A 26,541-nucleotide genomic window follows, 5' to 3' on the forward strand; every position below is an offset into this window, starting at 1 on the left:
GAAGTCCGTTGAGCGAAGTCCTGAGTCCGACAATGCTGAGCAAGTCTCCCGCCCCGCAAAACACACTCGACCGGCTGACTGCGGCCGCTCTCGCGTGGGGCGAGGGGACTTATGCGCGATGGGCGGCTCCGGTCGGCGCGATCGCGTTTTCGCTCTATATCCTGCTGACGGCGTTCATGGCCTTGACGATGCCCGACGCCAATTGGGACATGCTGCCCTATCTCGCCATCGCCGAGGAGGGCGCTTATCCCGATGCGCAGGCATTGCATGACTATGCCTACAGCACGGTCCAGGCCGGCGTGTCGGCCGGCGACTACAAGACGCTGACCGACGATGGTGGCGGTTTCCGCAGCCATATGGCGCAAAATGCCGCCGACTTTCACTCGCTGCTTGGCATGTACCGGATCAAGTTCCTCTACGCCGAGATTCTTTCGACGATGAGTTCGGTGATGTCGCCTGTCGAGGCGATGCGGGTGCTGCAGGTGGTCTCGGTGCTGCTGTTCGGGATGATCACGCTGCTGTGGCTGCGAACCGAAGGCGCGTTGGCGCTGGCGCCGGTGGCCGGCGCGGTGCTGATCATGGCCGATTTCGGCGACGCGGCACGCGCCTCGACCCCGGATCTGTTGTGCTCGGCGCTGTTCCTCGGCGGGCTGCTTGCCTATGTGCGCGGCCGCGAGGCAGCGACCGCTGTCCTGCTTTTCCTGGCCTTCATGGCGCGGCCGGACAATATTGTTTTTCTGGCCATCTTCGCCGTGCTGCTGCTGGTCTTCCGGCAGCGGGCGTGGGGCGCGCTGGCCGGCTTTGCCGCGTCCTTCGTCGCTTATTTCGCGATTTCGCATTGGGCGCAGCATCCCGGCTGGTGGCCGCATCTGTGGTTCTCCAGCATCGAGCAGCACTACAATATGGATGGCTTCGAGCCACCGTTCTCGGTTGGCGCCTATGTCAAGGCGTTCGCCGCATCCTTCATTCGCGCCACCAGCCTCAACAGTTGGGTCGGGGTCTGGGTTCTGGCGCTGGCCGGGTGGCTTGCGCTCAGCCGCGCCGGCTTCCGGCTCGATCGCCGCGCCGGCATCCTGCTTGCAGCACTGGTGCTTGGCGTGCTGGCGAAATTCACCGTCTTTCCGATCCACGACACCCGCATCTACTTCCCGAACCTTCTGCCGCCCTACCTTTTGCTCGTCGGCCCGATCATGGCGCTGTGGGCGTCGGCAAGCCTGAATGGAAGGCGGCCCATCGCCTTGCACGCCATACCTGGAGATAAGCCATGAGTTCCATTTCCGGCCTGGCGCGCATCGCCCTTTCGCTCGGCCTGCCCGCCGGCCTGCTCGATCGGGGGCCGGCGTTGCGTGGCACGAAATTCCTGGCCAAGGCGGCGCTGAAGGCGCGGTTTGGCGGTGGGCAAGCCTTCCAGATGGTCAATGTCGGCGCTTGCGACGGCGCGCTGTTCGACGACGTCACGCCGTGGCTGCACCGCATTCCGCGGGCGCGGGCCGTGCTGGTCGAGCCGATCCCGTACAATCAGAAGCGGTTGCGGGCCAACTATCCCGACACGGAACGCTTCGTCATCGAACCGGTCGCGGTGACGAAGACCAAGGGCACGATCACCGTCCACACTTTCGATGCCGCGGCACTCGAGGCCGGCACGCTGCCGATCGAGTTCATCGGCTGCTCGTCGGTCACCGACACCAATCTGATGTCGGGCAAGAATGCCTGGGGCGAGGACGACGCCAATTTCAACAAGTTCGCGCCGCACGTGAGGGATATCGAGGTGCCGTCGGAAACGCTGCAGACGCTGCTCGACCGCAACGGCATCACGCATATCGACGCCTTCCTGGTCGATTGCGAGGGCGCCGACTGGATCGTCTTCGAACAGCTCGATCTCAAGCGCTATCGTCCGGGCATGATCAAGGTCGAGGTCGGCGCGCTGCCGGCCGCCGAAATCGGCCAGGTCGTGGTCAAGCTGAAGACATCAGGCTATCAGGTCGGCTTCCAGGCCGAGGACATCTGGGCCTTCGCCTGAGATAGATCGCCACTGGCGGCACGCCGGCGCGCCGGGTCGCGTCGCATCCGCGACGTGTCGCAAACAGGCGGTAGCTGCATCCACGTCCTCTGCATATTGTGCGCCATTCGAACGGGCGCGGACGCGCCCGCTTTATCCCCTTGGAGTCGCGGGCAATGGCAGAGTTTCCGAAACAGGCGAAGGTCGTCATCGTCGGCCTGGGTGGCATTGTCGGCGCGTCGATCGCGCATCATCTGATCGAGCGCGGCTGGACCGACATTGTCGGCATCGACAAGTCGGGCATCCCGACCGATATCGGCTCGACCGCGCATGCCTCGGACTTCTGCTACACCACGAGCCATGATTTCCTGTCGTGCTGGACGACGCTCTACTCGATCGATTTCTACGAAAAGATGGGCCATTACGCCCGCATCGGCGGTCTCGAAGTGGCGCGCGTCGGCGACGACAGCCGCATGGACGAGATCAAGCGCAAGATCGCCTCGGCCAAATCCTTCGGCACCCGCGCCCGGCTGATCGAACCGGCCGAGATCAAGGAAAAATTCCCGCTGATCGAAGAGTCCATGGTGCAGGGCGGCCTGTGGGATCCGGACGCCGGCCTGGTCATCCCGCGCTCGCAGACCGTCGCCGGCAAGCTGGTCGACCAGGCGGAAGCTACGGGGAAACTCAAATCCTTCGCGAACACGCCCGCCAAATCTCTCATCGTCGAGGAAGGCCGCATCAAGGGCGTCGTCACCGACCGCGGCACGATCATGGCCGATTATGTCATCGTCTGCGCCGGCATCTGGGGCCGGCTGATCGCCGAGATGGTCGGCGAAGACCTGCCGGTCATGCCGATCGACCATCCGCTGACCTTCTTCGGGCCTTACAAGCAATTCGCCGGCACCGGCAAGGAGATCGGCTGGCCGCTGTTGCGCGACCAGGGTAATTCGGCCTATATGCGCGACACCGGCGACCCCAGGACCGCCGAAGGCGGCCAGATCGAATGGGGTTACTACGAAGAGACCAATCCGCGTCTTTGCCATCCGCGCGATTTGCTGGAAAAGGATCAGGCGCGGCTGTCGCCGTCGCAGCGCGATCTCGACATGGAGCAGATCCTGGCGCCGCTGGAGCGCGCCATGGAACTGACGCCGATCCTGGGCGAACTCGGCTACAATGAAAGCCATTCCTTCAACGGCCTGTTGCAGGTGACCGCCGATGGCGGCCCGTCCATGGGCGAGAGCCAGAAGGTGAGGGGCCTCTGGTACGCCGTCGCCATCTGGGTCAAGGACGGCCCCGGCATGGGCAAGCTGATCGCCGACTGGATGACGGACGGCCGCACGGAAATCGACCATCACGCCATCGACTATGCGCGCTTCTATCCGCACCAGACGAAAGAGCAGTTCATCTGGGATCGTTGCACCGAGACGGCGATGAAGGTCTACAATCCGGCGGTGCATCCGCGCGAGCCGTTCTCCAAAGGTCGCAACATCCGCCGCTCGCCGTTCTGGGAGCGCGAGAAGGAGCTTGGCGGTTACTTCATGGAGCTGGGCGGTTGGGAGCGCGCGCATGGCTATGCCGCCAACGAGCATCTGCTGGAGAAGTATGGCAACCGGGTTCCCGTACGTGAGAACGAATGGGACAACCGCCATTTCTGGCGGGTGTCCAATGCCGAGCACCTGGCGATGAGCGAGGATTGCGGCATCGTCAACCTCTCGCATTTCTCGATGTATGACATCGAAGGGCCGGACCATGTCGCGCTGCTGGAGTGGCTGTGCGCGGCCAAGATCGGTGGCGACAACAATATCGGCAAGGGTATCTACACCCACTTCCTCGACGAGGAAGGCATGGTGCGCGCCGACTTCACCGTCATCCGCATGGCCGACCGCTGCCGTCTGATCGACGGCGCCGACGCCGGTCCGCGCGACTTCCGCTACATGCAGCGCACCGCGCAGGACAAAGGCTTTGACGTCACCATCACCGACGTGACGGAAAAATATGTCACCATCGGCATCTGGGGACCGAACGCCCGCACGACACTGCGGAAAGTGGTCGAAAATCCGGATGGTCTCTCGCTCGAGAACTTCCCGTTCGCGGCGATCAAGCCGGTCAGGATCGGCGGCAAGGACGTCACCGCCTTCCGCATCTCTTATGTCGGCGAGCAGGGTTGGGAACTGCACATGCGCTACGAGGACGGCCTGGCCGTTTGGGACGCGCTGCGCTCGACCGGCGTGATGCCGTTCGGCGTCGAGACCTATGCCAACACCCGGCGCATGGAAAAGAGCCTGCGCCTGCAGAACGCCGACCTTCTGACCGAGTATAATCTGCTCGAGGCCGACCTTGCCCGACCGAAGGTCAAGGAGAACGACTTCTGCGGCAAGGCCAAACATGTCGAATACCGCGCCCGCGAACACCAGCCGGCGATCCTGTGCACGCTGGTGATGACGGAAAACGTCGATTCGAAGGGTGTTGCCCGCTATCCCGTCGGCACCATGCCGGTGATGGATCCGAAGACCGGCGAAACCCTTGTCGACGAACTCGGCCGCCGCTCCTTCACCACGTCGATGGCCTATGGCCCGACCATCGGCAAGAACATCGGCCTCGCCTATCTGCCCTGGGCCCACGCCCAGGAGGGCCGCAAGTTTGCCATCGAATATTTCGGCGAGACCTACCCGGTCGAGGTGGCTGCCGTCGGCTACAAGCCGCTCTACGATCCGGAGAATTTGAAACCGCGGAGTTGAGCGTCATAGGTTCCAACCAACACATCGAAGAGCCCGGCACCTCGCCGGGCTTTTCGCTTTGTCAGCAGCCGATTTTCGCTTACCTTCGGGCATGTCTGCATTTTCTTGCGCACGACATTTGTTTTCAGGCAGCGCCGCACTGGCGCTGGTGCTCTGGCTTGTGCCGCCGGTTCAAGCCGCCGAGCCGGTCGACGTCGAGCTGGTGCTGGCCGTCGACGTGTCGCTGTCGATGTCGCCGGGCGAACTTGAAATCCAGCGTCACGGCTATGCTGCTGCGCTGACGCACGACAATGTTCTGCAAGCCATCGCCGATGGCGCCTACGGCAAGGTCGCCGTCACCTATGTCGAATGGGCGGGAGCGACCACGCAGCAGGTCGTCGTGCCGTGGACGGTGATCGCCAGCCGGGCCGATGCCGAGCGGGTGGCCGCGCAGCTTTCCGCCCATCCGCCGGCCAGCGCCCGGCGCACCTCGATTTCCGGCGCGCTGGAATTCGGCAGCGATCTGTTCGCCGAAAGCGGTTTTCAGGGGACAAAGCGCGTCATCGATATTTCCGGCGACGGCCCCAACAACCAGGGCGCGCCCGTCGACATCACCCGCGACGCGGTGGTCAAGCAAGGCATCATCATCAACGGCCTGCCGCTGATGACGCGCGGCGGGTTCGGCGGCGCCTATGACGTCAACAATCTCGACCGCTACTACAGCGACTGCGTCATCGGCGGTCCCGGATCCTTCATGATCCCGGTCAATGACTGGACGCAGTTTCCCGAAGCGATCCGCCGCAAGCTGGTGCTGGAGCTGGCCGGCGCCGCTTCGCCGCAACGGGCGAGCGAGGAGGCCGGGCATCCGCTGGTGGTGCTGGCGCAGGACCGGCCGACCGACTGCCAGGTCGGCGAAAAGATGTGGCGCGACCGCAGCTGGATGTTCGATGCCCGTTAGCGTTCGCATCATCACGCTGCCGTGAAGGGCCGGTTTCATTGACAAGCCCATGGGCGTCTGTGACACAATTCGGCATCCGAAAAAACAAGGGGAACCGACATGAACAAGACCATCGTCGCTGCCGCGGTATTGGCGCTTGCGGCTGCAATATCCGTGCCGGCCGAGGCTGCCACATCGGTCACCATCGGCATCAGCGGATGGACCGGCTTTGCGCCGCTGACGCTCGCCAAGCAGGCCGGCATCTTCGAGAAGCATGGCCTCGACGTGACCCTGAAGAAGGTGCCGCAGGCCAGCCGGCCGCTCGCCATCGCCAGCGGCGATCTGCAATGCGCCGCCACCACGGTCGAGACCTGGCTGGTGTGGAACGCCAGCGGCGTCACCACCAAGCAGATCTTCCAGCTCGACAAATCCTATGGCGCCGACGGCATTGTCGTGCGCAACGACATCAAGACCGTCGCCGACCTCAAGGGCAAGAATGTCGCGTCCTCGGCGCCGGGCACGTCGCCCTATTTCATGCTGGCCTGGGTGCTGAACAAGAACGGCCTGTCGACCAAGGATGTGACCGTCGTCAACCTGGAACCGGATGCGGCGGCGCAAGCCTTCCTCGCCGGCCAGAACGATGCGGCGGTCACCTATGAGCCGTTCATCTCGGCGGTGCGCGACAAGTCCGATCAGGGCCACATATTGGCGACCACGCTCGACTACCCGATGGTGCTCGACACGGTCGGCTGCACGCCTGAATTCCTCACCGCCAATCCCGACGCCGCCAAGGCGCTGGCCGACAGCTATTTCGAAGCGCTCGACCTGATCAAGAGCGATCCGCAGAGATCCTACGAGATCATGGGCGCCGACGTGAAGCAGTCTGCGAAAGAATTCGAGGATTCGGCGAAATACCTGAAATGGGCCGACAAGGCGGAGAACAAGCAGTTCTTCACCAAGGAATTCCAGGACTTTTCCAAGACCGCCGGCGAGCTTCTGCTGCAGATGGGGTTGATCAAGGAAGCGCCAGACGTTGCCACGCTGGCCGACACCAGCGCGGTGGCGAACTGACAGGCCTCGCCTTTGACCATTGTGCGGCGGCGCCTAGGGCCGCCGCTCTCTCCTGGACAAGTGATGATTTGACGATGCGGACGATCTGAAGATGCGCCCCTTGCATCCGGTGTCGCCGGGCATTCGAACCGTGCTTGGCATTTCCTTCTTCGTGCTGTTCGTCGCCTTCTGGGCGTGGATCACGCTTGGCGGCCACGTCAACCGCATCTTCCTCGCCGACCCGCTGTCGATGCTGCGGGATGGTTGGCGGCTGCTGGTCGAGGACCGCTTCTGGCTCGACATATTGATCACCATCTGGCGGGTCTTCGGCGGGTTCCTGCTGGCGTCGATCGTCGCCGTGCCGATCGGCATCGCCATGGGCGCCTGGAAACCAATAGAGGCGTTTCTGGAGCCGTTCGTCTCCTTCGCCCGCTACCTCCCGGCTTCGGCCTTCATTCCGCTGCTCATCCTGTGGGCCGGCATTGGCGAGCTGGAAAAGCTGCTGGTCATCTTCGTCGGCTCGGTGTTCCAGATCATCCTGATCGTCGCGGTCAAGGTGGGCTCGACGCGGCGCGACCTGGTCGAGGCGGCCTATACGCTGGGCTCGACCAACAGCGGTATCGTCAAACGGGTCATCATGCCGGCCAATGCGCCCGAGATTGCCGAGACGCTGCGGCTGGTGCTCGGCTGGGCTTGGACCTATGTCATCGTCGCCGAGCTGATCGGTTCGTCCTCAGGCATCGGCTACATGATCATCAACAGCCAGTCGCGGCTGGCGACAGGGCAGATCATCTTCGGCATCATCGTCATCGGGCTGATCGGACTGTTGTCCGACTTCGCCTTCAAGGCGTTCAATCGCTGGCTCTTTCCCTGGAGCCTGGCATGAGCAAGTTGCTTATCGAAGGCGTCTCGCGAACCTTCGCCGGCGTGCGCGGCGGGCAGCCGGTCAAGGCGCTGATGCCGGTCGACCTTGCGGTCGCGGCCAACGACTTCATCACCATTCTGGGGCCGTCCGGCTGCGGGAAGTCGACGCTGCTCAGGATCGTTGCCGGCCTGGAAGCGCCGAGCGAAGGCCGTGTGCTGCTCGACGGCAAGGCGGTGACGCGGCCGGGACCGGATCGCGGCATGGTGTTCCAGTCCTACACGCTGTTTCCGTGGCTAACGGTGGCGCAGAATATCGCCTTCGGCCTGCGCGAACGTGGCATGGCCGAAAAGGAGCGAGACGGGATCGTCGCTTCCTATGTCGACCTCGTCGGGCTCAAGGGCTTCGAGAACCATTGGCCAAAGCAGCTGTCCGGCGGCATGCAGCAGCGCACGGCGATCGCCCGGGCGCTGGCCAACGACCCCGAAATCCTGTTGCTGGACGAGCCGTTCGGTGCGCTCGACAACCAGACGCGCGGACTGATGCAGGAACTGCTGCTCGGCATCTGGGAGCGGCGCAAGAAGACAGTGCTGTTCGTCACCCACGACATCGAGGAGGCGATCTTCATGGCTTCGCGGGTGATCGTGATGAGCGCGCGGCCAGGCCGCATCAAGTCGGATGTCGCCATCGACCTGCCGCATCCGCGTCACTATACGCTGAAGACCAGCCGGGAGTTCTCGGCGCTCAAGGCGCGGCTGACCGAGGATATCCGCGTCGAGGCGATGCGCACAGTACAGGCGCAGCCCGCCGAAGCCTGAGTGCGTTTTCGGATCAGGCCGCCAGCAATTGCTTGCGGTCGACGCGCTCCTGCTGCGGCGAGCGGGCATAGAGTTCGCGGTAGCATTTGGAGAAATGCGACGCCGAGACGAAGCCGCAGGCGACCGCTACCTCGACCACCGGCATCGAGGACTGGATCAGCAGGTGCCGGGCGCGGTCGAGGCGGATTTCCAAGTAGTAGCGGGCAGGGGATCTGCCCATCTCGGTGCGGAACAGGCGCTCGATCTGGCGGCGCGACAGGTCGACATGGTCGGCGATCTCGATCAGCGACAGCGGTTCGGAGAGATTGCCTTCCATCAGTTCGATGATGGTCAGCACCTTGGAATTCTGCACGCCGAGGCGGGCGCGCAGCGGCAGGCGCTGGCGGTCGGTGGGGCTGCGCACGCGGTCGGTCAGCACCTGCTCGCACACGCGGTTGACCAGATTGTCGTCGAAATCGTCGCCGATCAGCTTGAGCATCATGTCGAGGGCGGCGGTGCCGCCGGCGCAGGTGTAGATGTTCTGGTCGATCTCGAAGAGGTCGGCAAAGACGTTGGCCTTGGGAAAGGCCTCGGAAAAGCCCGGCAGGTTTTCCCAATGGATGGCGCAGCGCTTGTTGGAAAGCAGGCCGGCGGCGGCAAGGATATGCGCGCCGGTGCACAGGCCGCCGACGGCGACGCCTCTGTTGTATTCCTCGCGCAGCCAGGCGAAGGCCGACCTATTCTGGTAGCGCTCGACATTCATGCCGCTGCAGACGATGGCCATGTTCGGCCGATCCGGCCCGGCCATTTTCTTGCGCTCTTCCTCGAGCGAGGTGTTGACGGCGCATTCGACGCCGTTGGAGGCGCGCACCGGCTTGCCGTCGATGCTGGCGAGGCGCCAGCGATAGGCCTCATAGCCGAGCATGCGGTTGGCCGAGCGCAGCGGGTCGAGCGCCGTCGCAAAGGCGATCATGGTGAAGTCCGGGACAAGGAAGAATACAAACGATCGCTTGATCGGATGCTTTACGGCGTTCAAGGGAACCTCACGCGGCCATGGCGCGAACAGGATGTCGCGAACAGCACAGCGACATCAGGAAAAACCATTCCTGTCAATCGGCTAGGGGGCTAAGCGGAAACTATATTTGCGACATGGGTCGCAAATGAGCAATCGTCCGGGATGACAGGCACGGGCTGCCGACGGATTGGGCATGGTGGCGGCGGCATAGGTGCCAAAAATGAGAAACGCCGCTTCGGTCAAGCCGAAGCGGCGCTGTTATCGACTATCGGCAGCGGCAGGGAAGCGCTGAGCGCTAGCCGTTATCTCAGGCAACGAAACCGAGGCGCACCGCATTCATGGCACCGGTCTGGCCGGGCATGGTATTGGCAAGGCGCTGGCGCTCGAGAGCGGTCGTCAGGTTCATTTCGCGGCGGGCAAAGAGGCGGGCAAGAAGCTTCATCATCATCTCCTATCGGTTGCTCAGACGGGTCGCCTTCGCTTGATGGAGTGGGGCAGCTCGTTTGCTGACGGTGATATAGGCCTGCGTGAGCAGAAACTAAATCGCAAATGCGAAGCGCTTGAATGGAAATGCGACATCGTTTGCGACATTATTGGGCATGGTGCCCAAAATTTACGATTACTTACAGTGTGTTACCGGCGACATTGAGGCGCCATGCAAGTGACGCATATGCGCCATGCAGCGGCGACACGGCTCTGAAAATCATTTGAGTGCAAATAAGTTGGAGAAAGCCTGCAGGGCCAATAGAGAAGGCCTGCCGGGCTGGTCTGCGCGGCAGGCCTTCAGCACAAGGTACACAATGGTTTACTTTGCTCCAGCCCAGGATCCGACGCCGTGGCGTGCACCGGTCTTGGTGTCGGCAGCTTCAGGCCAGCCGATATCCTTCTGCAGTTCGATCGGCAGCGAGCGGATCGCACGTTCGGTCTGGAAGCGGGCGCGGGCCGCGCTCAATTCGGTCGCAAGCCGACCGATGGATGACAGGATAGACATTTCATTCTCCTTTGGTTGTGGCACGTCCCGCATGAACGCGTTCCGTCGCCTGGATATTCCGCATCGAGTGCAATTCCGTGTCAGGAGCGTTGGAGCCATGGCACGTCCTGCCTTCGATGGAGTTGACTATCCTCCCAATCTGATGTTCAATCAAACGAAATGGAATGATGCTTCACATCAGAAAAATTGAAGGTCGATCCCGATGAACGCCCCACTCAATCATCCGCTGCCGCTGCTCGATCTCGACGTTTTGCGCACCTTCGTGGCCATTGCAGAGACCGGCAGTTTCACCACGGCGGCCAATGCGGTGTTCCGCACGCCGTCGGCGGTCTCCATGCAGATCAAGAAGCTCGAGGACATTCTCGGGCGCTCTGTTTTCGCGCGGGATGCGCGCTCGGTGACGCTGACCACGGATGGCGAGATGCTGCTCGGTTATGCCCGCCGGCTGTTGTCGATCAACCGCGAGGTGGTGTCGAAGTTCATCATCCCCGAGATCGTCGGCGTGGTGCGGCTCGGCTCGCCGGACGACTATGGCGAGCGCGTGTTGCCGCATGTGCTGAAGCGTTTCGCGCAGTCGCATCCGTCGATTGCCGTCGACGTCACCATCGACCAGAGCAGCAATCTGCGCCGCCGCATGGACGACCGGGCGCTCGACATCACGCTGCTGACCAATTCCTACAAGACCAGCGCACTCGGCGCCGAGGTGCTGCTCACCGAGCCGATCGTCTGGGCCGGCGCCAAGGGCGGCAGCGCGCATCTGCGCGAGCCTTTGCCGGTGTCGCTGTGGGAAGAGGGCTGCGCCTGGCGGGCCGGCGCGCTCGATGCGCTGAGCCGTGAAGGCCGCAATTACCGCATCGCCTATATGAGCGCCCACACGGCAGGCCAGCGCGCCGCCATCATGTCGGATCTCGCGGTTGCACCGTTGCCGAAGTCGTTCCTGGGCAACGACATGGTCGAGCTTTGCCCGAAGGACGGCATGCCCGATATCGGCACCTACAATCTGGCGATGGTGGTGTCGCCGGATGCCAGCGCGCCGGTCAAGGCCGTCGCCGACCATATCCGTGCGACGTTCGAGCTTTTCCGCGAAACCGGCAAGTTCTAGAGCGGTTCACCGTTTCACGGAAACGGCGAGCCGCTCTAACTCCTTGTTTTGACTCAATTCCCAAGGGAAAGCGCTACACGCTTTCCCGGGAAAACCGTTTTACACTTTTCCTGGAATTGCTCTGCTATTCCGCTGCTTGGCGGGGCGCGCCGCGAGAGCGGGTCGCGCCGTGCGCCGCGCAGTTGCGCGCCGCTTGGTGGGCTCACCTTCAAGGAAGGCGACGATGCTGTCCCTGGCGCGACGCGCCTCCGGCATCTCGATCAGCGGCCAGACGTGGAACATGCCTTCCTCATAGACGACGTCGATATCGACGCCGGCAGCGCGTGCCTTTTTTGCGAAGATCAGATTGTCGGGGCTGAGCAGGTCGTGCGAGCCGGTCAGAAGCAGGGTCTGCGGCAGCACCGAGAGGTCGCCATAGAGCGGACTGATATGCCAGTCCCTGCGATCGATGCCGGCACTGTACATGCGGATCGCTTCCAGCCCGCCGGAAATGCCGAGNACTGATATGCCAGTCCCTGCGATCGATGCCGGCACTGTACATGCGGATCGCTTCCAGCCCGCCGGAAATGCCGAGCCACGGATCGTTGCGTTCCGCCTCGAACACTTCGGGGTTGGACAGCGACATGTCGAGGCCGGGTGAAATCAGCACGTGGCGCGACGGCAAGGGCAGGCCTTCCTCAGCCGCCATCATGGTCAGCACGACGGCCATGTTGCCGCCCGCGGAATCGCCCATGAAGACGATGTCTTCAGCGTCGGTCTCATCCAGCATCTGCCGGTAGACGTCGCCGACCATGCCGAACATGGCGTGGAAATCATGCTCCGGCGCGATGGGATAGATCGGCACGGTGATGCCGAAACCCAAGCGCTCGGCCACCTCGGCGATCACCCCCAATGATAGGATGTGATCTGGAAGACATAGGCGCCGCCATGCATGTAGAGGATGCGCCTGCGTTCGCCGGCCTTCGGCGCGATTTCATAGACAGGGAAGCCATCGACGCTGCGCTCGGTGATATCGAGCTGCTCCCGCAGCAATGCCGGGGGATGATGATCCTCGGTCTTGCGGGCATAGGCGATCCAGCGCTGCAGGTTTTCCGGGCTGGCAAATGCCTTCTTGCGGCTGTGCCGGAGGATGAAGGAAACGAGGTGGCTTTTGAAACTGGGCATTCGCGTACACAAGCTCGGCCGCAGCCGACTAAGAGAATTCCCCCACTGTCTCGAAGATCGTACCTCCAGCCGAAATGTCAAGATTCTGGCCCAAGCCAACACGGTTGTTTGATCAGCCAGGTCCGCTGTTTTGCGCAGCGCGGCTCAGCGCCGGGGCAGCAGCGCGGCGCGCAGCTTGACGTCGGTCGCAGCCGGGACCATGCGGCGGCCCCGGCGCTTGGTCAGCAATTTGCACTTGTCGGCGAAGGTCATCAGCGGCCCGAGCCCAGGATCAGACGCGACAGGTTGGTCTGGGCGTCGATGCGCGGCGACACGGGCCAGCCGATGTCCTTCTGGATTTCGGGTGGCAGGTTGTTCATGGCGCGCACGGCCTGTGCATTCTTCATGGCCGCACGAAAACGGCCCAGGGTCTCGAACATCTCTATTCTCCTTTGGAGCGTTGTGGCGGCGGAATAGTCCGGTCCGCCATTCGATGTCCGTTAAATGCTTCACGTCTGTATCGGACGGATTGCGCCAAAACAGCGTTTCGGTTTCCAGATCGGTGCGATCTGGAAACATTTGCATACAAATGAAATTGGGCGAATTGGCGGCCTTCGTAAGGCGGCTTATTCCCGGCTGCGCCTGGCGGCATGGCCTTCGCGCGAACGCCGGCGCGGGGCGGCGTCGCCGGCGACGCCATCCTCGCTGACGGTCTTGCGTGGCGGCAATTTCACCGCCGCCGACAGTTTCGGGAACGGATCGACCTTGTTGGGAAGCGCCATGGCGTAGACGAAATGCTCCTGGAATTTCGGCTCCAGTGCGGTCTCGATCTTCTCGATGTGGCTGACCGTGTCCTCGATCTCGCGGCGATAGCCGCGGTTGAGCAGCGCCATCCGCGCACCGGCGCCGGCGGCGTTGCCGACGGCCGAGACCTTGTCGAGGTCGCAGTCCGGGATCAGGCCGAGCACCATGGCGTATTTCGGATCGATGAACGAGCCGAAGGCGCCGGCGAAATGGATGCGGTCGACGTGTTCGGTGTTCTGCTTTTCCATCAGAAGCTTGGTGCCGGCATAGAGCGCCGCCTTGGCAAGCTGGATGGCGCGCACGTCGGTCTGCGTGATGGTGATCTTGGGTTCGCCTTCCTTCAAGACATAAGAGAAGGTGCGGCCGTTGACCGTGACGCGCGGCGACCGCTCGGCCAGCGACCCGTCGATGACGCCATCCTCGGAGATGATGCCGGCGAGGTACATTTCGGCCACGATCTCGATGATGCCGGAGCCGCAAATGCCGGTGACGCCGGTCGCCTGCACGCTATCCAGGAAGCCGGGGTCGTCGGACCAGAGTTCAGAGCCGATGACGCGGTATTTCGGCTCCAGCGTATCGGGGTCGATGCGCACGCGCTCGATTGCGCCGGGGGCAGCGCGCTGGCCGCCGGAGATTTCCGCGCCCTCGAAGGCGGGACCGGTGGGCGAGGAGGCTGCGACCACCCGCTTGCGGTTGCCAAGCACGATCTCGGCATTGGTGCCGACGTCGACGATCAGCATCATCTCGTCCTGGCGATGCGGGCCTTCCGACAGCGTCACGGCTGCGGCGTCGGCGCCGACATGGCCGGCAATACAAGGCAGCATATAGAGGCGGGCGCCCTGGTTGAGCTTCAGGCCGATATCGGAGGCCTTGATGCGCACCGCGCCCGAGACGGCGAGTGCGAAGGGCGCGCCGCCGAGTTCGGTCGGATCGATGCCGAGGAACAGATGGTGCATGATCGGATTGCCGACAAAGACGGAATCCAGGATGTCGTTGCGCTGGACATTGCCTTCCGCGCAGACCTTGTCGACCAGGCCCGAGATCGCCTCGCGTACGGCGACCGTCATGCCTTCGCGGCCGTCCGGGTTCATCATCACATAGGAGACGCGGCTCATCAGATCCTCGCCGAAGCGGATCTGCGGGTTGGAGGTGCCCGACGAAGCGGCGACGCGGCCCGACAGCAACGACACCAGATGCATGGCGATGGTGGTCGAGCCGATGTCGCAGGCCAGTCCATAGGCCTCGTTCTTGAGGCCGGGCCAGAGTGCTGTGACGCGGGCGATGTCGCTTTCGGCATCCTTGTGGATGGCCGCGGTCGCGGTCCAGTTACCCTTGCGCAGTATGCCTTGCATCTGCGGCATCAGGTAGAAGTCGAATTCGAGGTTTTTAAAGCCCCAATCCTTCATCAAGGCGATCTTGAGGCGGTCGAGATCGCCCAGCGGCTTGTGCATGTCGGGCTCTTCGATCTCGACATAGCACATGCGGATCGCCGCATCGCGGGCGATGACGCGCGTGTCGGCATCCTTGCGGATGGTCTGGGCGTTGATAACCGTGTCCTGCGGCACGTCGATGACGAGGTCGCCGAGAATCTGCGCCGAGCAGGACAGGCGGCGCCGCTCGGGCAGGCCGCGGACGCGCTCATAGCGCTCTTCCTTGGCGCCCTTGGGCGAGATGTGGTCGTTGGACGAGACGATCTTGTGCTTGGCGAAATTGCCTTCCTGCACTTCGATCTGGCAGCGACCGCAGGTGGCGCGGCCACCGCAGACGCTCTCGACATAGACGCCGAGCTGACGCGCGGCATCGAGCACCGGTGTGCCGACGGGAAACCGCCCGCGCTTGCCTGACGGCATGAACAGCACGAGCGGATCAGTAATGTTTGCAGGCGAGTTCACGATTGCGCGCTTATCCCCTGGCCATGCGGGCTTCACGGCCGCCGCGCCGGCGACCGCCATTGCCGCCGCCTTCGCCCGGAGCGTTAACGGCGGTGGGCGCTGCGACCGCCTGGCCGCCTTCGGCCGGTTTGTAATCCTTGTAGGTGCGGATCCAGTTGGTGCAGTTCTCGTCGGTGCCGTTGAGCACATTGGCGCCGCGCACGGCTTCCATTTCCTGCGGGCGAACCGGGTTCATGATAGCGCTAGTCATGCCGGCGCCGATCACCATCGGGATGAAGGCGGCGTTGATGCCGTGGCGGTGCGGCAGGCCGAACGAAATGTTGGACAGGCCGCAAGTGGTGTTGACCTTGAGCTCTTCGCGCAGACGGCGCAGCAACGCGAAGACCTGGCGGCCGGCATCGCCGAGCGCGCCGATCGGCATCACCAGCGGGTCGACGACGACGTCATGCGCCGGAATGCCGAAATCGGCGCAGCGCTGCACGATCTTCTTGGCGACGGCGAAGCGCACATCCGGATCCATCGAAATGCCGGTCTCGTCGTTGGAGATGGCGACGACCGGAACGTTGTACTTCTTGACCAGCGGCAGGATGGCTTCGAGCTTTTCCTCTTCGCCGGTCACGGAGTTGACCAGCGGCCGGCCCTTGGCGACCTTGAGCGCTGCCTCGATGGCGGCGGTCACCGACGAGTCGATCGACAACGGCAGGTCGACAAGGCCCTGGACGATCTCCAGCGTCTGCACCAGCAGGCCGGGTTCGGTTTCGTTCGGATTAACGGAGGTGACGCCGGCATTGACGTCGAGCATGGTGGCGCCGCAGGCGGCCTGTTCCAGCGCATCCTTGATGACGGTCTCGAAATTGCCGGCGATCATCTCGGCGGCCAGCTTCTTGCGGCCGGTCGGGTTGATGCGCTCGCCGATGACGCAGAAAGGCTGGTCGAAGCCGATGATGATCTCTCGTGTCGCCGAGGCGACGATGGTCCGGGTCATGAAGTCTCTCCGCCTGATATAAAGATTTCTTTATATCGTTGTCTGGTTTCATTCAAGCGAATGGCTGGCCGTCCGCGCTGTCAGTGCGCGGTCTTCACCATATCCACCTGCGTTTCGGTAATGTCGTCGTGCAGTATGCTCTCGAGCCGGTCGGCGACCATCTGATCGTCGTGGCGGATCTCGCGTTTCCATGGCTGGCGGCCTTTCAGCACGCCCGATTCATCGACGATCTCGGCGACATATTCCTCCTGGCGGTAGGCCATCACATGGATGCCGGAGACACCAGGAATTTCCTTCACCTCGTTGATGATGTCGGTGCAGAGCTGCTTGCCTTCCTTCTTCTGGTCCTGCGCACCTTCCAGCCGCTTGATGATGGCATCGGGAATATGGATGCCGGGCACGTTGGAGCGGATCCATTTGGCCGTCTTGGCCGAAGCCAGCGGGCCGACGCCGCACAGGATGAAAACTTTTTCCGTATGCCCCAAGTCCCGCGCCCTCTGCATGAAGGTTCTGAACATCGGCACGTCGAAGCAGTATTGCGTCTGCACGAACTGCGCGCCGGCGGCGATCTTTTTGCCGAGATGGATCGGGCGGAAATCGAAGGGTGGCGCGAAGGGGTTGACGGCGGCGCCGAGGAAAATTTGCGGCGGCGTCGTCAACTTGCGGCCGGACAGGAACTTGCCGTTGTCGCGCATAATGCGGCAGGTTTCCAGCAACGACATGGAATCGAGGTCGAAGACAGGCTTGGCGCCGGGCTGGTCGCCGGCCTGGACGCCGTCGCCGGTGAGGCACAGCATGTTGGCGACCCCCATGGCGGCACCGCCCAGCACGTCGCCCTGGATGGCGATGCGGTTCCTGTCGCGGCAGGCGATCTGCATGATCGGCGCGTAGCCCATGCGGGTGAGCAGCGCGCAAATGCCGACCGAAGACATGTGGCAGTTGGCGCCGGAGGCATCGACGGCATTGATGGCGTCGACCCAGCCGTCGAAGATTTTCGCGCGGTTATAGACGTCTTCGGGATCGGCGCTGTCGGGCGGGTTGAGCTCGGTGGTGACGGCGAATTCGCCGCGCCTCAGCACACGCTCCAGCCGGCCACGCGAGGAGTGGCCGGGCAGCGGATCGAGCGGCAGATGGATGCCGGCCGGGTTTTCATCGCGCTGGCGGCCGATCACGCGGCCGCTCCAGTGTTGGCTTTGGCCGCTGCTTCACGGGCCGCTGCCGACTGCGCCGTCACCCGCAGCCAGGCCGAGGTTTCGCGCAGCGACTGGTCTACGGGCTTCTGAACGGTCAGGATCTTGTCGCCATGCTCCATGTTCCGCGAACCTTCCCAGGCCTTGACCCAGACGCAAGGCATGTCGGGCTCGACCTCGCAATTGCCGTTGGCGCGCACGCCGCCACACGGGCCGTTGCGCAGCTGCTTGGGGCAGTTCATCGGGCACGACATGCCGGTCGAGGACAATATGCACTGACCGCACATGCGGCAGTCGAACATGAAGCCTTTTACGCGTTTTTCAACGAACTTGATCGGCGCTTCGACGCGGCCGTAGCCAAGGCCTTTCCACAGCGGATGGAGCAGCAGGAACATGTCTGCGAATCTGGAGTAGAACCATTCGAGCAATCGCGAATGGCGGATCGACCACAGCCTGATCGCAAACGAGCGCTGCACGCGCCGCTGCGGCGATACGTCGGCCGGCTTGTAGTCGGATTTCGGCGCTGCCTTCTTGACCTGCGTGGCCTGGGTCACCGCCGGGCCCCCTTTGCCGGGAGTCGTTTCAGACATTTTCTTTCCCGCCCGCCTTGACCAGAGCGACCAGCCGCTCGCGGTCGTATTTCGCGTCGATGTCGCTGAATGCCTTCTCGACCTCGGCTTCGAGGTCGTCGCCGACCGGGATCGGATCGGCCTTGCGCCATTCGGCGAGGTAATCGTCGGTGCCGCCGGCGCCGGTGCGCATGGCGCACATATCGATCGCCTCGGTGAAGCGCAGCGGCAGTTCGCGCTTGGCGTTCTGCCGGCCCTTCTTGACGATGACCTGGGCGGGGATGTCGCGCCAATAGACGACGATCAGATCGGCCATGAATTCTCTCACTCCCTGTAGAGCGCCGTGCGTCCATGAGGGAAACGACGCTCCACCACTTTGTCTAGCAGGTGCGAGCATTGCCGGATGCGCAGTGGGGCTGCTTGTTATGGGACGACGCGCGCGCATTCAAAAGCGACGCTATTGGACGTCGCAAAAAGAAAGGCGAGATTCCGAGGGAAGGCTGGCTACCAAACCCGCTTGGTCAGGCCGGTCCAGAGATAGAACCAGATCGTCGGATGGTACCATTGTTTCGACGGCAGGCCGGGGTCGATCGTGACAAGCTTGCCGTCCAAGGCACCGCGGACCGCCTCGACGCAGATGTCACGCGAGAACGCCGCCTGGCGCAACGCATAGCTCGAAATAGTGTCGCCGGGCTCCGGCTTGCCGCGCGCCTGTTTCAACACGCCGCCGGTGTCGACGCCGGCGTCGACCAGATGCACGGTGGTGCCGAAATTCTGGAGATCGCCGCAGGCCAGCGCCCAGTAGCCGCCATTCATGCCGCGGTATTTCGGCGCGATGCCGGCGTGGTAGTTGAGCACCGGGCAGGGCATTTGCGCCAGCGTCTGCCGGGACAAGAGCCGGCAGCCGGCGAGCAGCACCACGCCCGGGCGGATGTCGGCGATCGCCTGCAGGCAATCGGCTGCGTTGGCGGAGGAGACGTGGATGATCTTTTGTCCCGGCTTCGGCTCGGTCTCAAGCTTCTGATCGGCGATGAGCCGCTCTGCGTGGCCAGCGAAGAAGCGCTTGCCGAGCCTCGTCAACACCATCGTGCCGAGTTGACCGATGGCCGAAAACCAGCCCTGGCGGCGCGCCCGGCCGAGCAGCAATTGTTTTTTGGATTCAGGGCTTTCGAGGATGACGCTGACAGGGTCGAGCTGGTCGGCGATGGCGTTGACGATGGCCCAGATGTGCGGCCCGCCTTCGGTGACGATGACGATCGCAGCACTTTTTTCAACCGCTGATGCCATGGCGCGCTTTCTTGCCGGCGCGCAACCATTTGCCGTGCGCTGCCCGGCTCAATTCTGTGCCGGGCGAGGTTAAATCTTGATGACCGCCCGGCCAGCGAGAGACCAACGGATCAGCGCTTGAACTCGATGATGTCGAGTTTCGATTCGTAGTAGGGCGCCGGGAATTCGATGCGCCATTCATTGGCGCTGGTGCGGAAGGCATAGCCGACCTGGTCGCTTTCCGGGCCGCTGCCATAGGGTTTTGGCTTGTTGTCATTGACATAACCGGAGCCGAGATAGATCGCGCGTTTTTCGCTATCGTCGAAGAAACGGCCCTTAGTGCGTTGCGAGCCGCTGACCTTTTCCAGCTGCCAGCCGGAGCCATCGTCCGTGACCTTGCACTTGAACCAGCCATAGATGACCAGCGGGCCGGTCAGGCCCACCTTGATGGTTCGGCATTGCCAGTTGCCGCTCAGGTCCTTGTCGGAAAAGGCCACTATCGGCTTTGCCAGCAGCGCGTCGAGTTGGCTGACCTCAGCCGGGTCTCCCGCTTTTGCCTCGGCCAGCGCCGCCTTGCGGGTCTCGCCATATTTGTGGAGCCGCACCTTGTCGGCAGGCGTGATGATCTTCTGCACCTCGCCGTCGGCGCGAGCGGGCAAGACGAGGCAGAGGAGGCCAAGGGCGGAGAGCAGGACGCGAGGGGTCATCGGGACGTTCCGTGTTCGGATGGCTGAATCAGCCTGTTTGCTTGTTGCTCACAACTTAACCATCCGCGGCGGCCTGTCATCTGTTCTCGACAGCGTCCCGGCTCAAGAACCGCTTCAGGCGTGGGCGGCGGCCTGCGCCAGCCCGGCCGTCAGGTCGCCATAGCCCGTCGAGCGGCGCTCATAGGCGAGGCCAAGCATCTTCGCGGCCTGCTCGGCGACCTTGTCGAGTTCCGGATCGTCGGTCTGGGCGATGTAGATCAGCTTCTGGTAGTTGCCGAAATAGTCCTTGATCAGCTCCGGGTGCTTGTCGAGGCCGAGCGGCTTCATGAAGAAGGCGTCGAACTGGCGGCACAGGAAATCGGTCATGTAGAACGACATCATGTCGTCGTCGGCGACCTTCGCATAGGCGTCCATGCCTTGGTAGAAGGCAAAGCAGTGCGGCCCGGCCATGCGCTCGACGCCGTGCTTCTCCAGGACCCGGTCGAGCATGCCGCCGGTACCGCAATCGGCATAGCCAACGAAGATGTTGCTATAGCCTTCCGCCTTGGCCTCTTCGATCGCCTTGTCCATCGCCGGTGCGATGCGGTCGGGGTAGAAATGGAACTCCGCCGGCAGGCAGGTCAGGTCGAGATGGTCGAGCTTGAGCTGCTCCTTGACGGCCAAAACTTCGCGCGCAATCATTCCACAGGCGATGACCAGCAGCCTGTCGTCTTGATTCGGTTTCGTTTTTTGCATTCTGGCCATGGAACCCGGTCGAAGCGGCCTTCGTTGCTGTGGGGCGAATCTATCGAGAGAGGGATAAACCGTCCATGAAACTGTTACGCGTTGCGCCGATTGCAATCCTTGCCTGCGTCCTGGCGCTTACGGCCTGTGCCAACACCGTCCGTGGTGTCGGCCGGGATATCAAATCGACCGCGAAAGCCGTCGACGACACCGTCACCAAACCCTGACGCAGCCATCCGTTCCAATAGCTGGGAACAAAAAAGCCGCGCTGCAAGGCGCGGCTTTCGATTGTGGGCCAGACGCCTTGCGGAAGAGATCAGGCTGAAGCGCGCATATTATGCTTGCGCTTCATGAAGTCCTTGGCGGTCTCGACCGCCACAGCCGCGTCGCGGCAATAGGCATCGGCGCCGACGGCCTTGCCGAATTCCTCGTTTAGCGGCGCGCCGCCGACCAGGACGACATAGTCGTCGCGGATGCCCTTTTCCTTCATCGTGTCGATGACGACCTTCATGTAGGGCATGGTCGTGGTCAAAAGCGCCGACATGCCGATAATGTCGGGCTGGTGCTGCTCGATGGCGTCGAGGTATTTTTCCACCGCATTGTTGATGCCGAGATCGATGACGTCGAAGCCGGCACCTTCCATCATCATGCCGACGAGGTTCTTGCCGATGTCGTGGATGTCGCCCTTGACGGTGCCGATCACCATCTTGCCCTGCTTCGGCGCGCCGGTGGCGGCCAGCAGCGGGCGCAGGATGAACATGCCGGCCTTCATGGCGTTGGCCGACAGCAGCACCTCGGGAACGAACAGGATCCCGTCGCGAAAGTCCTCGCCGACGATGCGCATGCCTTCGACCAGAGCTTCGGTCAGCACCTTGTAGGGCACCCAGCCGCGCTCGAGCAGGATGTTGGTGCCTTCCTCGATCTCTTCCTTCAGTCCGTCATAGAGATCGTCGTGCATCTGCTGCACCAACTCGTCGTCGGAAAGCTCGGAGAGGATGATCTCGTCGTCGGCCATTTTTCTCGGGCTCCTTGCCGCACGGGATGCGATCACGGCGGCTTAAAATAATCGCGTCAATACCTAACCCGGCGGGGGCAGGTATCCATAGCTGATTTGCGACTTCCCGCAAAAGGAAAGCGACCGCAAATCTATTGGAATTCTTGTCGATTTTGCGACAGGCGTTGGCGCTGGCGGGCCGTTTCGAATAGGGTGCATGACTACGATCCGGGCGAGAAGCCGCCATACGCGGCCGCAAACGGTTTTTAGGGAAAAAACGATCATGAGTGAAAACGCGTCAGTCGACCAGGAAGCGTCCAATGCGCGACGTGGACGTGCTGCCAGCGGCGGCGCGGCTGCAAGGCGGGCGGCGCGCTCGGGCGGCGGACCGGGCACCCAGCTCACCTATATCAAGCGCAAGATCAACATCTATGAGGTCCTCAACGAGGAAGGCCTGGCGATTATCGAAAACAACACCGATACGGTGCTGGAAGAGATCGGCATCATCTTTCGCGACGACGCCGAGGCGCTGCAGCTTTGGAAAGAGGCGGGCGCCGACGTCAAGGGCGAGCGCGTGCATTTTCCCAAGGGCCTCTGCCGCTCGCTGCTGAAGACCGCGCCGCCCATCTACACCCAGCATGCGCGCAACGCCGAACGTTCGGTGCAGATCGGCGGCAACGCCACGGTCTTCGCGCCGGTCTATGGTCCGCCCTTCGTGCGCGATCTCGACGGTGTCAGGCGCTACGCGACGATCGAGGATTTCCGGAATTTCGTGAAGCTCGCCTATATGGCGCCGTCGATCCACCATTCGGGCGGCACGGTGTGCGAGCCGGTCGATGTGCCGGTCAACAAACGCCATCTCGACATGATCTACAGCCACATCAAATATTCGGACAAACCGTTCATGGGTTCGGTGACGGCGCCAGAGCGGGCCGAAGACACCGTCGCCATGGCCAAGATCGTGTTCGGCGACGATTTCGTCGAAAACAACACCGTGCTGACCAGCCTGATCAACGCCAATTCGCCGATGGTGTTCGACGAAACCATGCTGGGCGCGCTGAAGGTTTATTCGCGTCACAACCAGGCTTGCATCGTCACGCCGTTCATCCTTGCCGGCGCGATGAGCCCGGTCACGGTGGCCGGCACGCTGACACAGGTTCTGGCCGAGGTGCTGGCCGGTGCCTCTTTCACGCAGTTGATCCGCCCCGGCGCGCCGGTACTGTTCGGCACCTTCGCCTCGTCGATCTCCATGCAGTCTGGTGCGCCGACCTTCGGCACACCGGAGCCGTCGCTGGTTTCCTACGGCGCCGCACAGCTTGCCCGCCGGCTCGGCCTGCCGTTCCGCACCGGCGGATCGCTCTGCGCCTCCAAGGTTCCGGACGCGCAGGCCGCCTATGAGAGCGCCAACACGCTGAACTCGACCATTCTTGCCGGCACCAATTTCGTCCTGCATTCGGCAGGCTGGCTCGAAGGCGGACTGGCGTCCTGCTACGAAAAATTCATGATGGACATCGACCAGCTCGGCATGACGCAAAAGTTTTCCGAAGGCGTCGACCTCTCGGAAAACGGCCAGGCGATGGACGCCATCCGCCAGGTTGGCCCGGGCAGCCACTATCTCGGCTGCGACCACACCCAGGCCAATTTCCAGACCGCCTTCTACCGCTCCAGCATCGCCGACAACAATTCCTACGAGCAGTGGCTGGCCGAGGGCGAGAAGACAGCGCCGCAGCGCGCCAACGAACTCGCCCGCCGCTGGCTGGAGACCTATGAGGCGCCGTATCTCGATCCGGGCATCGACGACGGGCTGAAGGACTACATCGCGACGAAGAAGGCGTCGATGGCTGACGCCTTCACCTGAAAGGAGCCCGAGTCAGGCGGGGCTAAAGTCGCCAACATCATCCACAAGGAAGTCTGGCGGAGCGCTTTCTCCGACCCGGACAAGAAGGGATGATTGCGCGGCGCCGGGCTGACGAGATAGCGGCCGCGCTTTCCGCCGACGGCCTCATCCTGCGCGGCGGCTTCAATTTCGCAACAAGCGAAACGCCGCCGCATGGCCCTTCAGTTGCCCCCGCCAAATCCGTGCTGTTGGTGGGGCAGGCGGGAGCGGCACCCTGGCCGCATTTCCTGCGCTGGCGCGACCGGCAACCGCAAACCATTGCTAATCCGCTCGACACATGGTCGCGCGAAGTGATCGGTGCGGTGGCGGAGAAATTCGGCGCGCGCGCCGTTTCGCCTTCGGACAGACCTTATCTGCCGTTCCAGCAATGGGCGATGCGAGCGGAGGGGCTGAGACCGTCGCCGCTGGGCATCCTGATGCATCCGCAGTACGGGCTCTGGCATGCCTATCGCGGCGCGTTGCTGTTCGAAGACGAGATCGCGGCTCCAGAAGCTCACGCATCGATTCACCTTTGCGACGCCTGTGTGGCAAAACCTTGCCTGAAATCCTGTCCGGTTGACGCCTATTCCGCGGATGGTTTCGCTCATCAGGCTTGCCTGGCGCATGTGCGGGGATCGAAGGGCGAACCATGCCGCGGCGGCGGCTGCCTCGACCGCAACGCTTGTCCGTATGGCACGGCCCATCGCTATCCGCCTGAGGTTCAGGCCTTTCACATGACGGCGTTTGCCGGCCTGTAGCGGCGTTGAACGCCTGCACAAAGTGTTGAACGGGATTGTCAGGGAACGGCTTGCCCTGACAATGCCTGCTTATATGTATCGCACGACAATCAATGGGGCGAGCCATGGCGAAGCAGGACATTGAGATCAAGACCGGAGACGGCGTGGCGAAGGCGGGATTGTTCCGTTCGGCGACTGTTTCCCCGGTCAAGGCCGGTATCATTCTCTACATGGACGCCTTCGGTCCGCGACCGGCGCTCGACGCAATGGCGGAGCGGCTGGCGGGTGAGGGCTATGCGGTGCTGGTGCCGGATCTTTTCTATCGCAAAGCACCCTACGGGCCGTTCGAGCCCAAGACCGCTTTCGTCGTCGAGGAGACCAAGGTCGCGCTGACGGCGTTGGTCCACGGCACGACACAGCACATGACCATCCGCGACAGCAGGGCGTTCCTCGACACGCTTACCGCTGAAGGTGTCACCGGACCGGTCGGTGTCGTCGGATACTGCATGGGCGGGGCGCGGGCCTTGAATGCGGCTGCAACCTATCCCGATCGCATCGTGGCGGCGGCAAGCTTCCATGGCGGCAATCTGGCCAGCGATGCCGCCGACAGTCCGCACCGCAAGGCTGCAATGATCAAGGCGCGGGTCTATGTCGGAACGTCTGGGGTGGACCGCAGCTTTCCGCCGGAGCAGTCGGCTCGACTGGCCGAGGCGCTGCGCGTGGCGGAAGTCGACCACGTCATCGAAAACTATGCCGGCATGGCGCATGGCTGGTGCGTGTCGGATCACAGCGTCTTCAACGCGGCCGGCGCCGAGCGCCACTGGAAGCGACTGACGACGCTGTTCGCCGAGACGCTGATCTAACGAGGCGTTGCCTGAAGTCGCAACGAACGGGTAGAGACTGCACGATTGGCGCGGCCTGTTAAAACAGCGCCAGTCGAGCGGGAACGAACAGCCTGATGCAATCCTATGATGTCGTGGTGATCGGCGCCGGTGCGGCCGGAATGATGTGCGCCATCGAGGCGGGCAAGCGCGGCCGCTCGGTCCTGGTGCTCGATCACGCGACAAAGCCCGGCGAGAAGATCCGCATCTCCGGCGGCGGCCGCTGCAATTTCACCAACATCCACACCAGCCCGAAGAATTTCATCTCCGGCAATCCGCATTTCTGCATTTCGGCGCTCAGCCGCTACACGCAAGGCGACTTCATCGCGCTCGTCGAACGCCATGGCATTGCCTATCACGAGAAGACGCTGGGACAGCTGTTTTGCGACGGCTCGGCGCGCCAGGTCATCGACATGCTGGTTTCCGACATGCAGGATTGGGGTGTGGAACTGGCGTTGTCGACCGAGGTGAGGAACGTCAGCAAGACCGCGGACGGGTTTGTGCTGACGCTCTCCGCTGGCAGCGTCGCTTGCAACTCGTTGGTCGTGGCTTGCGGGGGCAAGTCGATCCCCAAAATGGGCGCGTCCGGTTTCGGCTACGAGCTTGCGGCGCAATTCGGCCTTGCGGTGGTGGAAACACGGCCGGCGCTGGTGCCGCTTACCTTCGACGCAAGAACGCTGGAGCGGCTGGCGCCTTTGGCCGGCAATGCCGTCGATGCCGAAGTCGCCTGCGGCAAGACGCGGTTTTCAGAAGCGATGCTGTTTACGCATCGCGGCTTGAGCGGGCCTTCCATCCTGCAGATATCGTCCTATTGGCGCGAGGGCGACGAGATCCGCATCGCCATGCTGCCGGGGAGGGATGTGGCGGAACTGCTTCGCGCCGCCCGGCGCGTCAACGGCAGGCAAGCGGTGCAGACGGTGCTTGCAAACCATTTGCCGAAGCGCCTTGCGCAAGCAGTCGCCGAGCGCAGTGGGATCGATGGCAATCTCGCTGATTTGACAGACCTGCAAATGAAAACCGTCGAAGCCGCCGTCAACGACTGGCGCATCAAGCCGGCCGGCTCCGAGGGTTACCGCACGGCGGAAGTGACGCTTGGCGGTGTCGATACCAACGGGCTCGATCAGAAGACGATGCAGGCGAAATCCGTGCCGGGGCTGTTTTTCATCGGCGAAGTCGTCGATGTCACGGGCTGGCTGGGCGGCTATAATTTTCAGTGGGCTTGGTCGTCCGGCTGGGCCTCGGGCCAGGTGTGCTGATATTCAGGTGAGGCCGGCCTGCAAACGACGGCTTTCTGTGCTTCCGGT

Annotated in this window: 26 protein-coding genes and 1 pseudogene; 13 read left to right on the top strand and 14 right to left on the bottom strand. The window is 62.9% G+C overall.

All coding sequences use genetic code 11. The features are described from left to right. Positions 1 to 32: 32 nt before the first annotated feature. From X757_RS157695 to X757_RS157665, 7 genes are all read left to right on the top strand, one after another. Complete coding sequence (locus tag X757_RS157695) at positions 33 to 1,268, top strand: glycosyltransferase 87 family protein (protein WP_023725592.1); 1,236 nt, start codon at positions 33 to 35, stop codon at positions 1,266 to 1,268. Then, positions 1,265 to 2,020: an FkbM family methyltransferase gene (locus tag X757_RS157690; RefSeq protein ID WP_023670377.1), complete on the top strand. Its 756-nt coding sequence runs from the start codon at positions 1,265 to 1,267 to the stop codon at positions 2,018 to 2,020. The genes X757_RS157695 and X757_RS157690 overlap by 4 nt, the downstream gene beginning before the upstream one ends. 155 nt (positions 2,021 to 2,175) lie before the next feature. Next, complete coding sequence (locus tag X757_RS157685) at positions 2,176 to 4,737, top strand: FAD-dependent oxidoreductase (RefSeq protein WP_023725593.1); 2,562 nt, start codon at positions 2,176 to 2,178, stop codon at positions 4,735 to 4,737. A gap of 91 nt (positions 4,738 to 4,828) precedes the next feature. Beyond that, complete coding sequence (locus X757_RS157680; RefSeq protein ID WP_023725594.1) at positions 4,829 to 5,674, top strand: DUF1194 domain-containing protein; 846 nt, start codon at positions 4,829 to 4,831, stop codon at positions 5,672 to 5,674. Positions 5,675 to 5,773: 99 nt separating this feature from the next. Continuing rightward, positions 5,774 to 6,724 carry an ABC transporter substrate-binding protein gene (locus tag X757_RS157675; protein WP_023688106.1) on the top strand — a complete coding sequence of 317 codons (951 nt, stop codon included), beginning with the start codon at positions 5,774 to 5,776 and terminating at the stop codon, positions 6,722 to 6,724. Between the two features lie 91 nt (positions 6,725 to 6,815). Then, entirely contained in the window at positions 6,816 to 7,589 is a 774-nt protein-coding gene (locus X757_RS157670) for an ABC transporter permease (RefSeq protein ID WP_023688107.1), read from the top strand. Beyond that, the gene (locus tag X757_RS157665; protein WP_023696446.1) at positions 7,586 to 8,383 is read left to right on the top strand and encodes an ABC transporter ATP-binding protein; all 798 of its coding nucleotides are present in this window, start codon (positions 7,586 to 7,588) and stop codon (positions 8,381 to 8,383) included. Before X757_RS157670 ends, X757_RS157665 begins: the two co-directional genes overlap by 4 nt. A gap of 13 nt (positions 8,384 to 8,396) precedes the next feature. On the opposite strand, the gene X757_RS157660 is transcribed toward X757_RS157665, so the two are convergent. The 3 genes from X757_RS157660 to X757_RS157655 form a co-directional block, all read right to left on the bottom strand. Further along, positions 8,397 to 9,335, bottom strand: coding sequence for a GlxA family transcriptional regulator (locus X757_RS157660; RefSeq protein ID WP_348524244.1), 939 nt, complete (start codon positions 9,333 to 9,335; stop codon positions 8,397 to 8,399). A 349-nt stretch (positions 9,336 to 9,684) separates the two neighbouring features. Then, a complete protein-coding gene (locus tag X757_RS1000000169390; RefSeq protein WP_023725595.1) occupies positions 9,685 to 9,819 on the bottom strand; it encodes a hypothetical protein in 135 nt (44 codons plus the stop codon). Between the two features lie 363 nt (positions 9,820 to 10,182). Continuing rightward, positions 10,183 to 10,368 (bottom strand): hypothetical protein, encoded by a 186-nt coding sequence (locus X757_RS157655; RefSeq protein ID WP_023681786.1) that lies wholly within the window; start codon positions 10,366 to 10,368, stop codon positions 10,183 to 10,185. A gap of 202 nt (positions 10,369 to 10,570) precedes the next feature. On the opposite strand from X757_RS157655, the gene X757_RS157650 reads away from it, so the two are divergent. Further along, positions 10,571 to 11,470 carry a LysR substrate-binding domain-containing protein gene (locus tag X757_RS157650; protein WP_023670389.1) on the top strand — a complete coding sequence of 300 codons (900 nt, stop codon included), beginning with the start codon at positions 10,571 to 10,573 and terminating at the stop codon, positions 11,468 to 11,470. Positions 11,471 to 11,569: 99 nt separating this feature from the next. Here the strand turns inward: X757_RS157650 and X757_RS01000000164630 are convergent. The 10 genes and pseudogenes from X757_RS01000000164630 to X757_RS157610 all read right to left on the bottom strand — a co-directional run bounded on the left by X757_RS01000000164630 (position 11,570) and on the right by X757_RS157610 (position 20,770). Further along, a pseudogene (locus X757_RS01000000164630) lies at positions 11,570 to 12,634 on the bottom strand (alpha/beta hydrolase fold domain-containing protein). 251 nt (positions 12,635 to 12,885) lie between these two features. Beyond that, on the bottom strand, positions 12,886 to 13,053 hold the full coding sequence (locus X757_RS1000000168475; protein WP_196813564.1) for a hypothetical protein: 168 nt from the start codon (positions 13,051 to 13,053) through the stop codon (positions 12,886 to 12,888). Between the two features lie 186 nt (positions 13,054 to 13,239). Beyond that, a complete protein-coding gene (locus tag X757_RS157645; protein ID WP_032996185.1) occupies positions 13,240 to 15,369 on the bottom strand; it encodes an ASKHA domain-containing protein in 2,130 nt (709 codons plus the stop codon). Then, a complete protein-coding gene (locus X757_RS157640) occupies positions 15,320 to 16,294 on the bottom strand; it encodes a methyltetrahydrofolate cobalamin methyltransferase (protein ID WP_023670394.1) in 975 nt (324 codons plus the stop codon). The genes X757_RS157645 and X757_RS157640 overlap by 50 nt, the downstream gene beginning before the upstream one ends. A gap of 80 nt (positions 16,295 to 16,374) precedes the next feature. Further along, a complete protein-coding gene (locus X757_RS157635; protein WP_023681780.1) occupies positions 16,375 to 17,466 on the bottom strand; it encodes a methylenetetrahydrofolate reductase in 1,092 nt (363 codons plus the stop codon). Then, positions 17,463 to 18,074 (bottom strand): methylenetetrahydrofolate reductase C-terminal domain-containing protein, encoded by a 612-nt coding sequence (locus tag X757_RS157630; protein ID WP_023700327.1) that lies wholly within the window; start codon positions 18,072 to 18,074, stop codon positions 17,463 to 17,465. Before X757_RS157630 ends, X757_RS157635 begins: the two co-directional genes overlap by 4 nt. Continuing rightward, the gene (locus X757_RS157625) at positions 18,067 to 18,369 is read right to left on the bottom strand and encodes a virulence factor (protein ID WP_023670397.1); all 303 of its coding nucleotides are present in this window, start codon (positions 18,367 to 18,369) and stop codon (positions 18,067 to 18,069) included. Before X757_RS157625 ends, X757_RS157630 begins: the two co-directional genes overlap by 8 nt. A gap of 188 nt (positions 18,370 to 18,557) precedes the next feature. Further along, complete coding sequence (locus tag X757_RS157620; RefSeq protein WP_023725600.1) at positions 18,558 to 19,340, bottom strand: formyl transferase; 783 nt, start codon at positions 19,338 to 19,340, stop codon at positions 18,558 to 18,560. Between the two features lie 110 nt (positions 19,341 to 19,450). Next, complete coding sequence (locus X757_RS157615; protein ID WP_023681777.1) at positions 19,451 to 20,026, bottom strand: DUF4893 domain-containing protein; 576 nt, start codon at positions 20,024 to 20,026, stop codon at positions 19,451 to 19,453. Between the two features lie 114 nt (positions 20,027 to 20,140). Continuing rightward, positions 20,141 to 20,770 carry a DUF1638 domain-containing protein gene (locus X757_RS157610; protein WP_023681776.1) on the bottom strand — a complete coding sequence of 210 codons (630 nt, stop codon included), beginning with the start codon at positions 20,768 to 20,770 and terminating at the stop codon, positions 20,141 to 20,143. A 65-nt stretch (positions 20,771 to 20,835) separates the two neighbouring features. On the opposite strand from X757_RS157610, the gene X757_RS22255 reads away from it, so the two are divergent. Then, positions 20,836 to 20,976: an entericidin A/B family lipoprotein gene (locus X757_RS22255; RefSeq protein WP_023670401.1), complete on the top strand. Its 141-nt coding sequence runs from the start codon at positions 20,836 to 20,838 to the stop codon at positions 20,974 to 20,976. A gap of 89 nt (positions 20,977 to 21,065) precedes the next feature. On the opposite strand, the gene X757_RS157605 is transcribed toward X757_RS22255, so the two are convergent. After that, positions 21,066 to 21,764 carry a B12-binding domain-containing protein gene (locus X757_RS157605; RefSeq protein WP_023670402.1) on the bottom strand — a complete coding sequence of 233 codons (699 nt, stop codon included), beginning with the start codon at positions 21,762 to 21,764 and terminating at the stop codon, positions 21,066 to 21,068. 262 nt (positions 21,765 to 22,026) lie between these two features. Here X757_RS157605 and X757_RS157600 point away from each other — a divergent pair, with 262 nt between their 5' ends. From X757_RS157600 to X757_RS157585, 4 genes are all read left to right on the top strand, one after another. Next, positions 22,027 to 23,601 (top strand): trimethylamine methyltransferase family protein, encoded by a 1,575-nt coding sequence (locus tag X757_RS157600; RefSeq protein WP_023670403.1) that lies wholly within the window; start codon positions 22,027 to 22,029, stop codon positions 23,599 to 23,601. 89 nt (positions 23,602 to 23,690) lie between these two features. Beyond that, positions 23,691 to 24,377: a hypothetical protein gene (locus X757_RS157595; protein WP_023725601.1), complete on the top strand. Its 687-nt coding sequence runs from the start codon at positions 23,691 to 23,693 to the stop codon at positions 24,375 to 24,377. A gap of 104 nt (positions 24,378 to 24,481) precedes the next feature. Next, entirely contained in the window at positions 24,482 to 25,219 is a 738-nt protein-coding gene (locus X757_RS157590) for a dienelactone hydrolase family protein (protein ID WP_023725602.1), read from the top strand. A 95-nt stretch (positions 25,220 to 25,314) separates the two neighbouring features. Further along, positions 25,315 to 26,493: an NAD(P)/FAD-dependent oxidoreductase gene (locus X757_RS157585; protein WP_023725603.1), complete on the top strand. Its 1,179-nt coding sequence runs from the start codon at positions 25,315 to 25,317 to the stop codon at positions 26,491 to 26,493. The last annotated feature ends 48 nt before the right edge of the window (positions 26,494 to 26,541 follow it).

It is taken from the genome of Mesorhizobium sp. LSHC412B00, assembly GCF_000503035.1.
Lineage (GTDB): Bacteria > Pseudomonadota > Alphaproteobacteria > Rhizobiales > Rhizobiaceae > Mesorhizobium.

Coding starts and splice junctions, on each gene's coding strand:
- X757_RS157625 (WP_023670397.1), bottom strand. CDS start 18,369: ATGGCCGATCTGATCGTCGTCTATTGGCGCGACATCCCCGCCCAGGTC.
- X757_RS157680 (WP_023725594.1), top strand. CDS start 4,829: ATGTCTGCATTTTCTTGCGCACGACATTTGTTTTCAGGCAGCGCCGCA.
- X757_RS157590 (WP_023725602.1), top strand. CDS start 24,482: ATGGCGAAGCAGGACATTGAGATCAAGACCGGAGACGGCGTGGCGAAG.
- X757_RS22255 (WP_023670401.1), top strand. CDS start 20,836: ATGAAACTGTTACGCGTTGCGCCGATTGCAATCCTTGCCTGCGTCCTG.
- X757_RS157605 (WP_023670402.1), bottom strand. CDS start 21,764: ATGGCCGACGACGAGATCATCCTCTCCGAGCTTTCCGACGACGAGTTG.
- X757_RS1000000168475 (WP_196813564.1), bottom strand. CDS start 13,053: ATGTTCGAGACCCTGGGCCGTTTTCGTGCGGCCATGAAGAATGCACAG.
- X757_RS157645 (WP_032996185.1), bottom strand. CDS start 15,369: ATGGCGGTCGCCGGCGCGGCGGCCGTGAAGCCCGCATGGCCAGGGGAT.
- X757_RS157585 (WP_023725603.1), top strand. CDS start 25,315: ATGCAATCCTATGATGTCGTGGTGATCGGCGCCGGTGCGGCCGGAATG.
- X757_RS157685 (WP_023725593.1), top strand. CDS start 2,176: ATGGCAGAGTTTCCGAAACAGGCGAAGGTCGTCATCGTCGGCCTGGGT.
- X757_RS157615 (WP_023681777.1), bottom strand. CDS start 20,026: ATGACCCCTCGCGTCCTGCTCTCCGCCCTTGGCCTCCTCTGCCTCGTC.
- X757_RS157665 (WP_023696446.1), top strand. CDS start 7,586: ATGAGCAAGTTGCTTATCGAAGGCGTCTCGCGAACCTTCGCCGGCGTG.
- X757_RS157600 (WP_023670403.1), top strand. CDS start 22,027: ATGAGTGAAAACGCGTCAGTCGACCAGGAAGCGTCCAATGCGCGACGT.
- X757_RS157595 (WP_023725601.1), top strand. CDS start 23,691: ATGATTGCGCGGCGCCGGGCTGACGAGATAGCGGCCGCGCTTTCCGCC.
- X757_RS157610 (WP_023681776.1), bottom strand. CDS start 20,770: ATGGCCAGAATGCAAAAAACGAAACCGAATCAAGACGACAGGCTGCTG.
- X757_RS157675 (WP_023688106.1), top strand. CDS start 5,774: ATGAACAAGACCATCGTCGCTGCCGCGGTATTGGCGCTTGCGGCTGCA.
- X757_RS157690 (WP_023670377.1), top strand. CDS start 1,265: ATGAGTTCCATTTCCGGCCTGGCGCGCATCGCCCTTTCGCTCGGCCTG.
- X757_RS157640 (WP_023670394.1), bottom strand. CDS start 16,294: ATGACCCGGACCATCGTCGCCTCGGCGACACGAGAGATCATCATCGGC.
- X757_RS157695 (WP_023725592.1), top strand. CDS start 33: ATGCTGAGCAAGTCTCCCGCCCCGCAAAACACACTCGACCGGCTGACT.
- X757_RS157630 (WP_023700327.1), bottom strand. CDS start 18,074: ATGTCTGAAACGACTCCCGGCAAAGGGGGCCCGGCGGTGACCCAGGCC.
- X757_RS157670 (WP_023688107.1), top strand. CDS start 6,816: ATGCGCCCCTTGCATCCGGTGTCGCCGGGCATTCGAACCGTGCTTGGC.
- X757_RS1000000169390 (WP_023725595.1), bottom strand. CDS start 9,819: ATGAAGCTTCTTGCCCGCCTCTTTGCCCGCCGCGAAATGAACCTGACG.
- X757_RS157620 (WP_023725600.1), bottom strand. CDS start 19,340: ATGGCATCAGCGGTTGAAAAAAGTGCTGCGATCGTCATCGTCACCGAA.
- X757_RS157650 (WP_023670389.1), top strand. CDS start 10,571: ATGAACGCCCCACTCAATCATCCGCTGCCGCTGCTCGATCTCGACGTT.
- X757_RS157655 (WP_023681786.1), bottom strand. CDS start 10,368: ATGTCTATCCTGTCATCCATCGGTCGGCTTGCGACCGAATTGAGCGCG.
- X757_RS157660 (WP_348524244.1), bottom strand. CDS start 9,335: ATGATCGCCTTTGCGACGGCGCTCGACCCGCTGCGCTCGGCCAACCGC.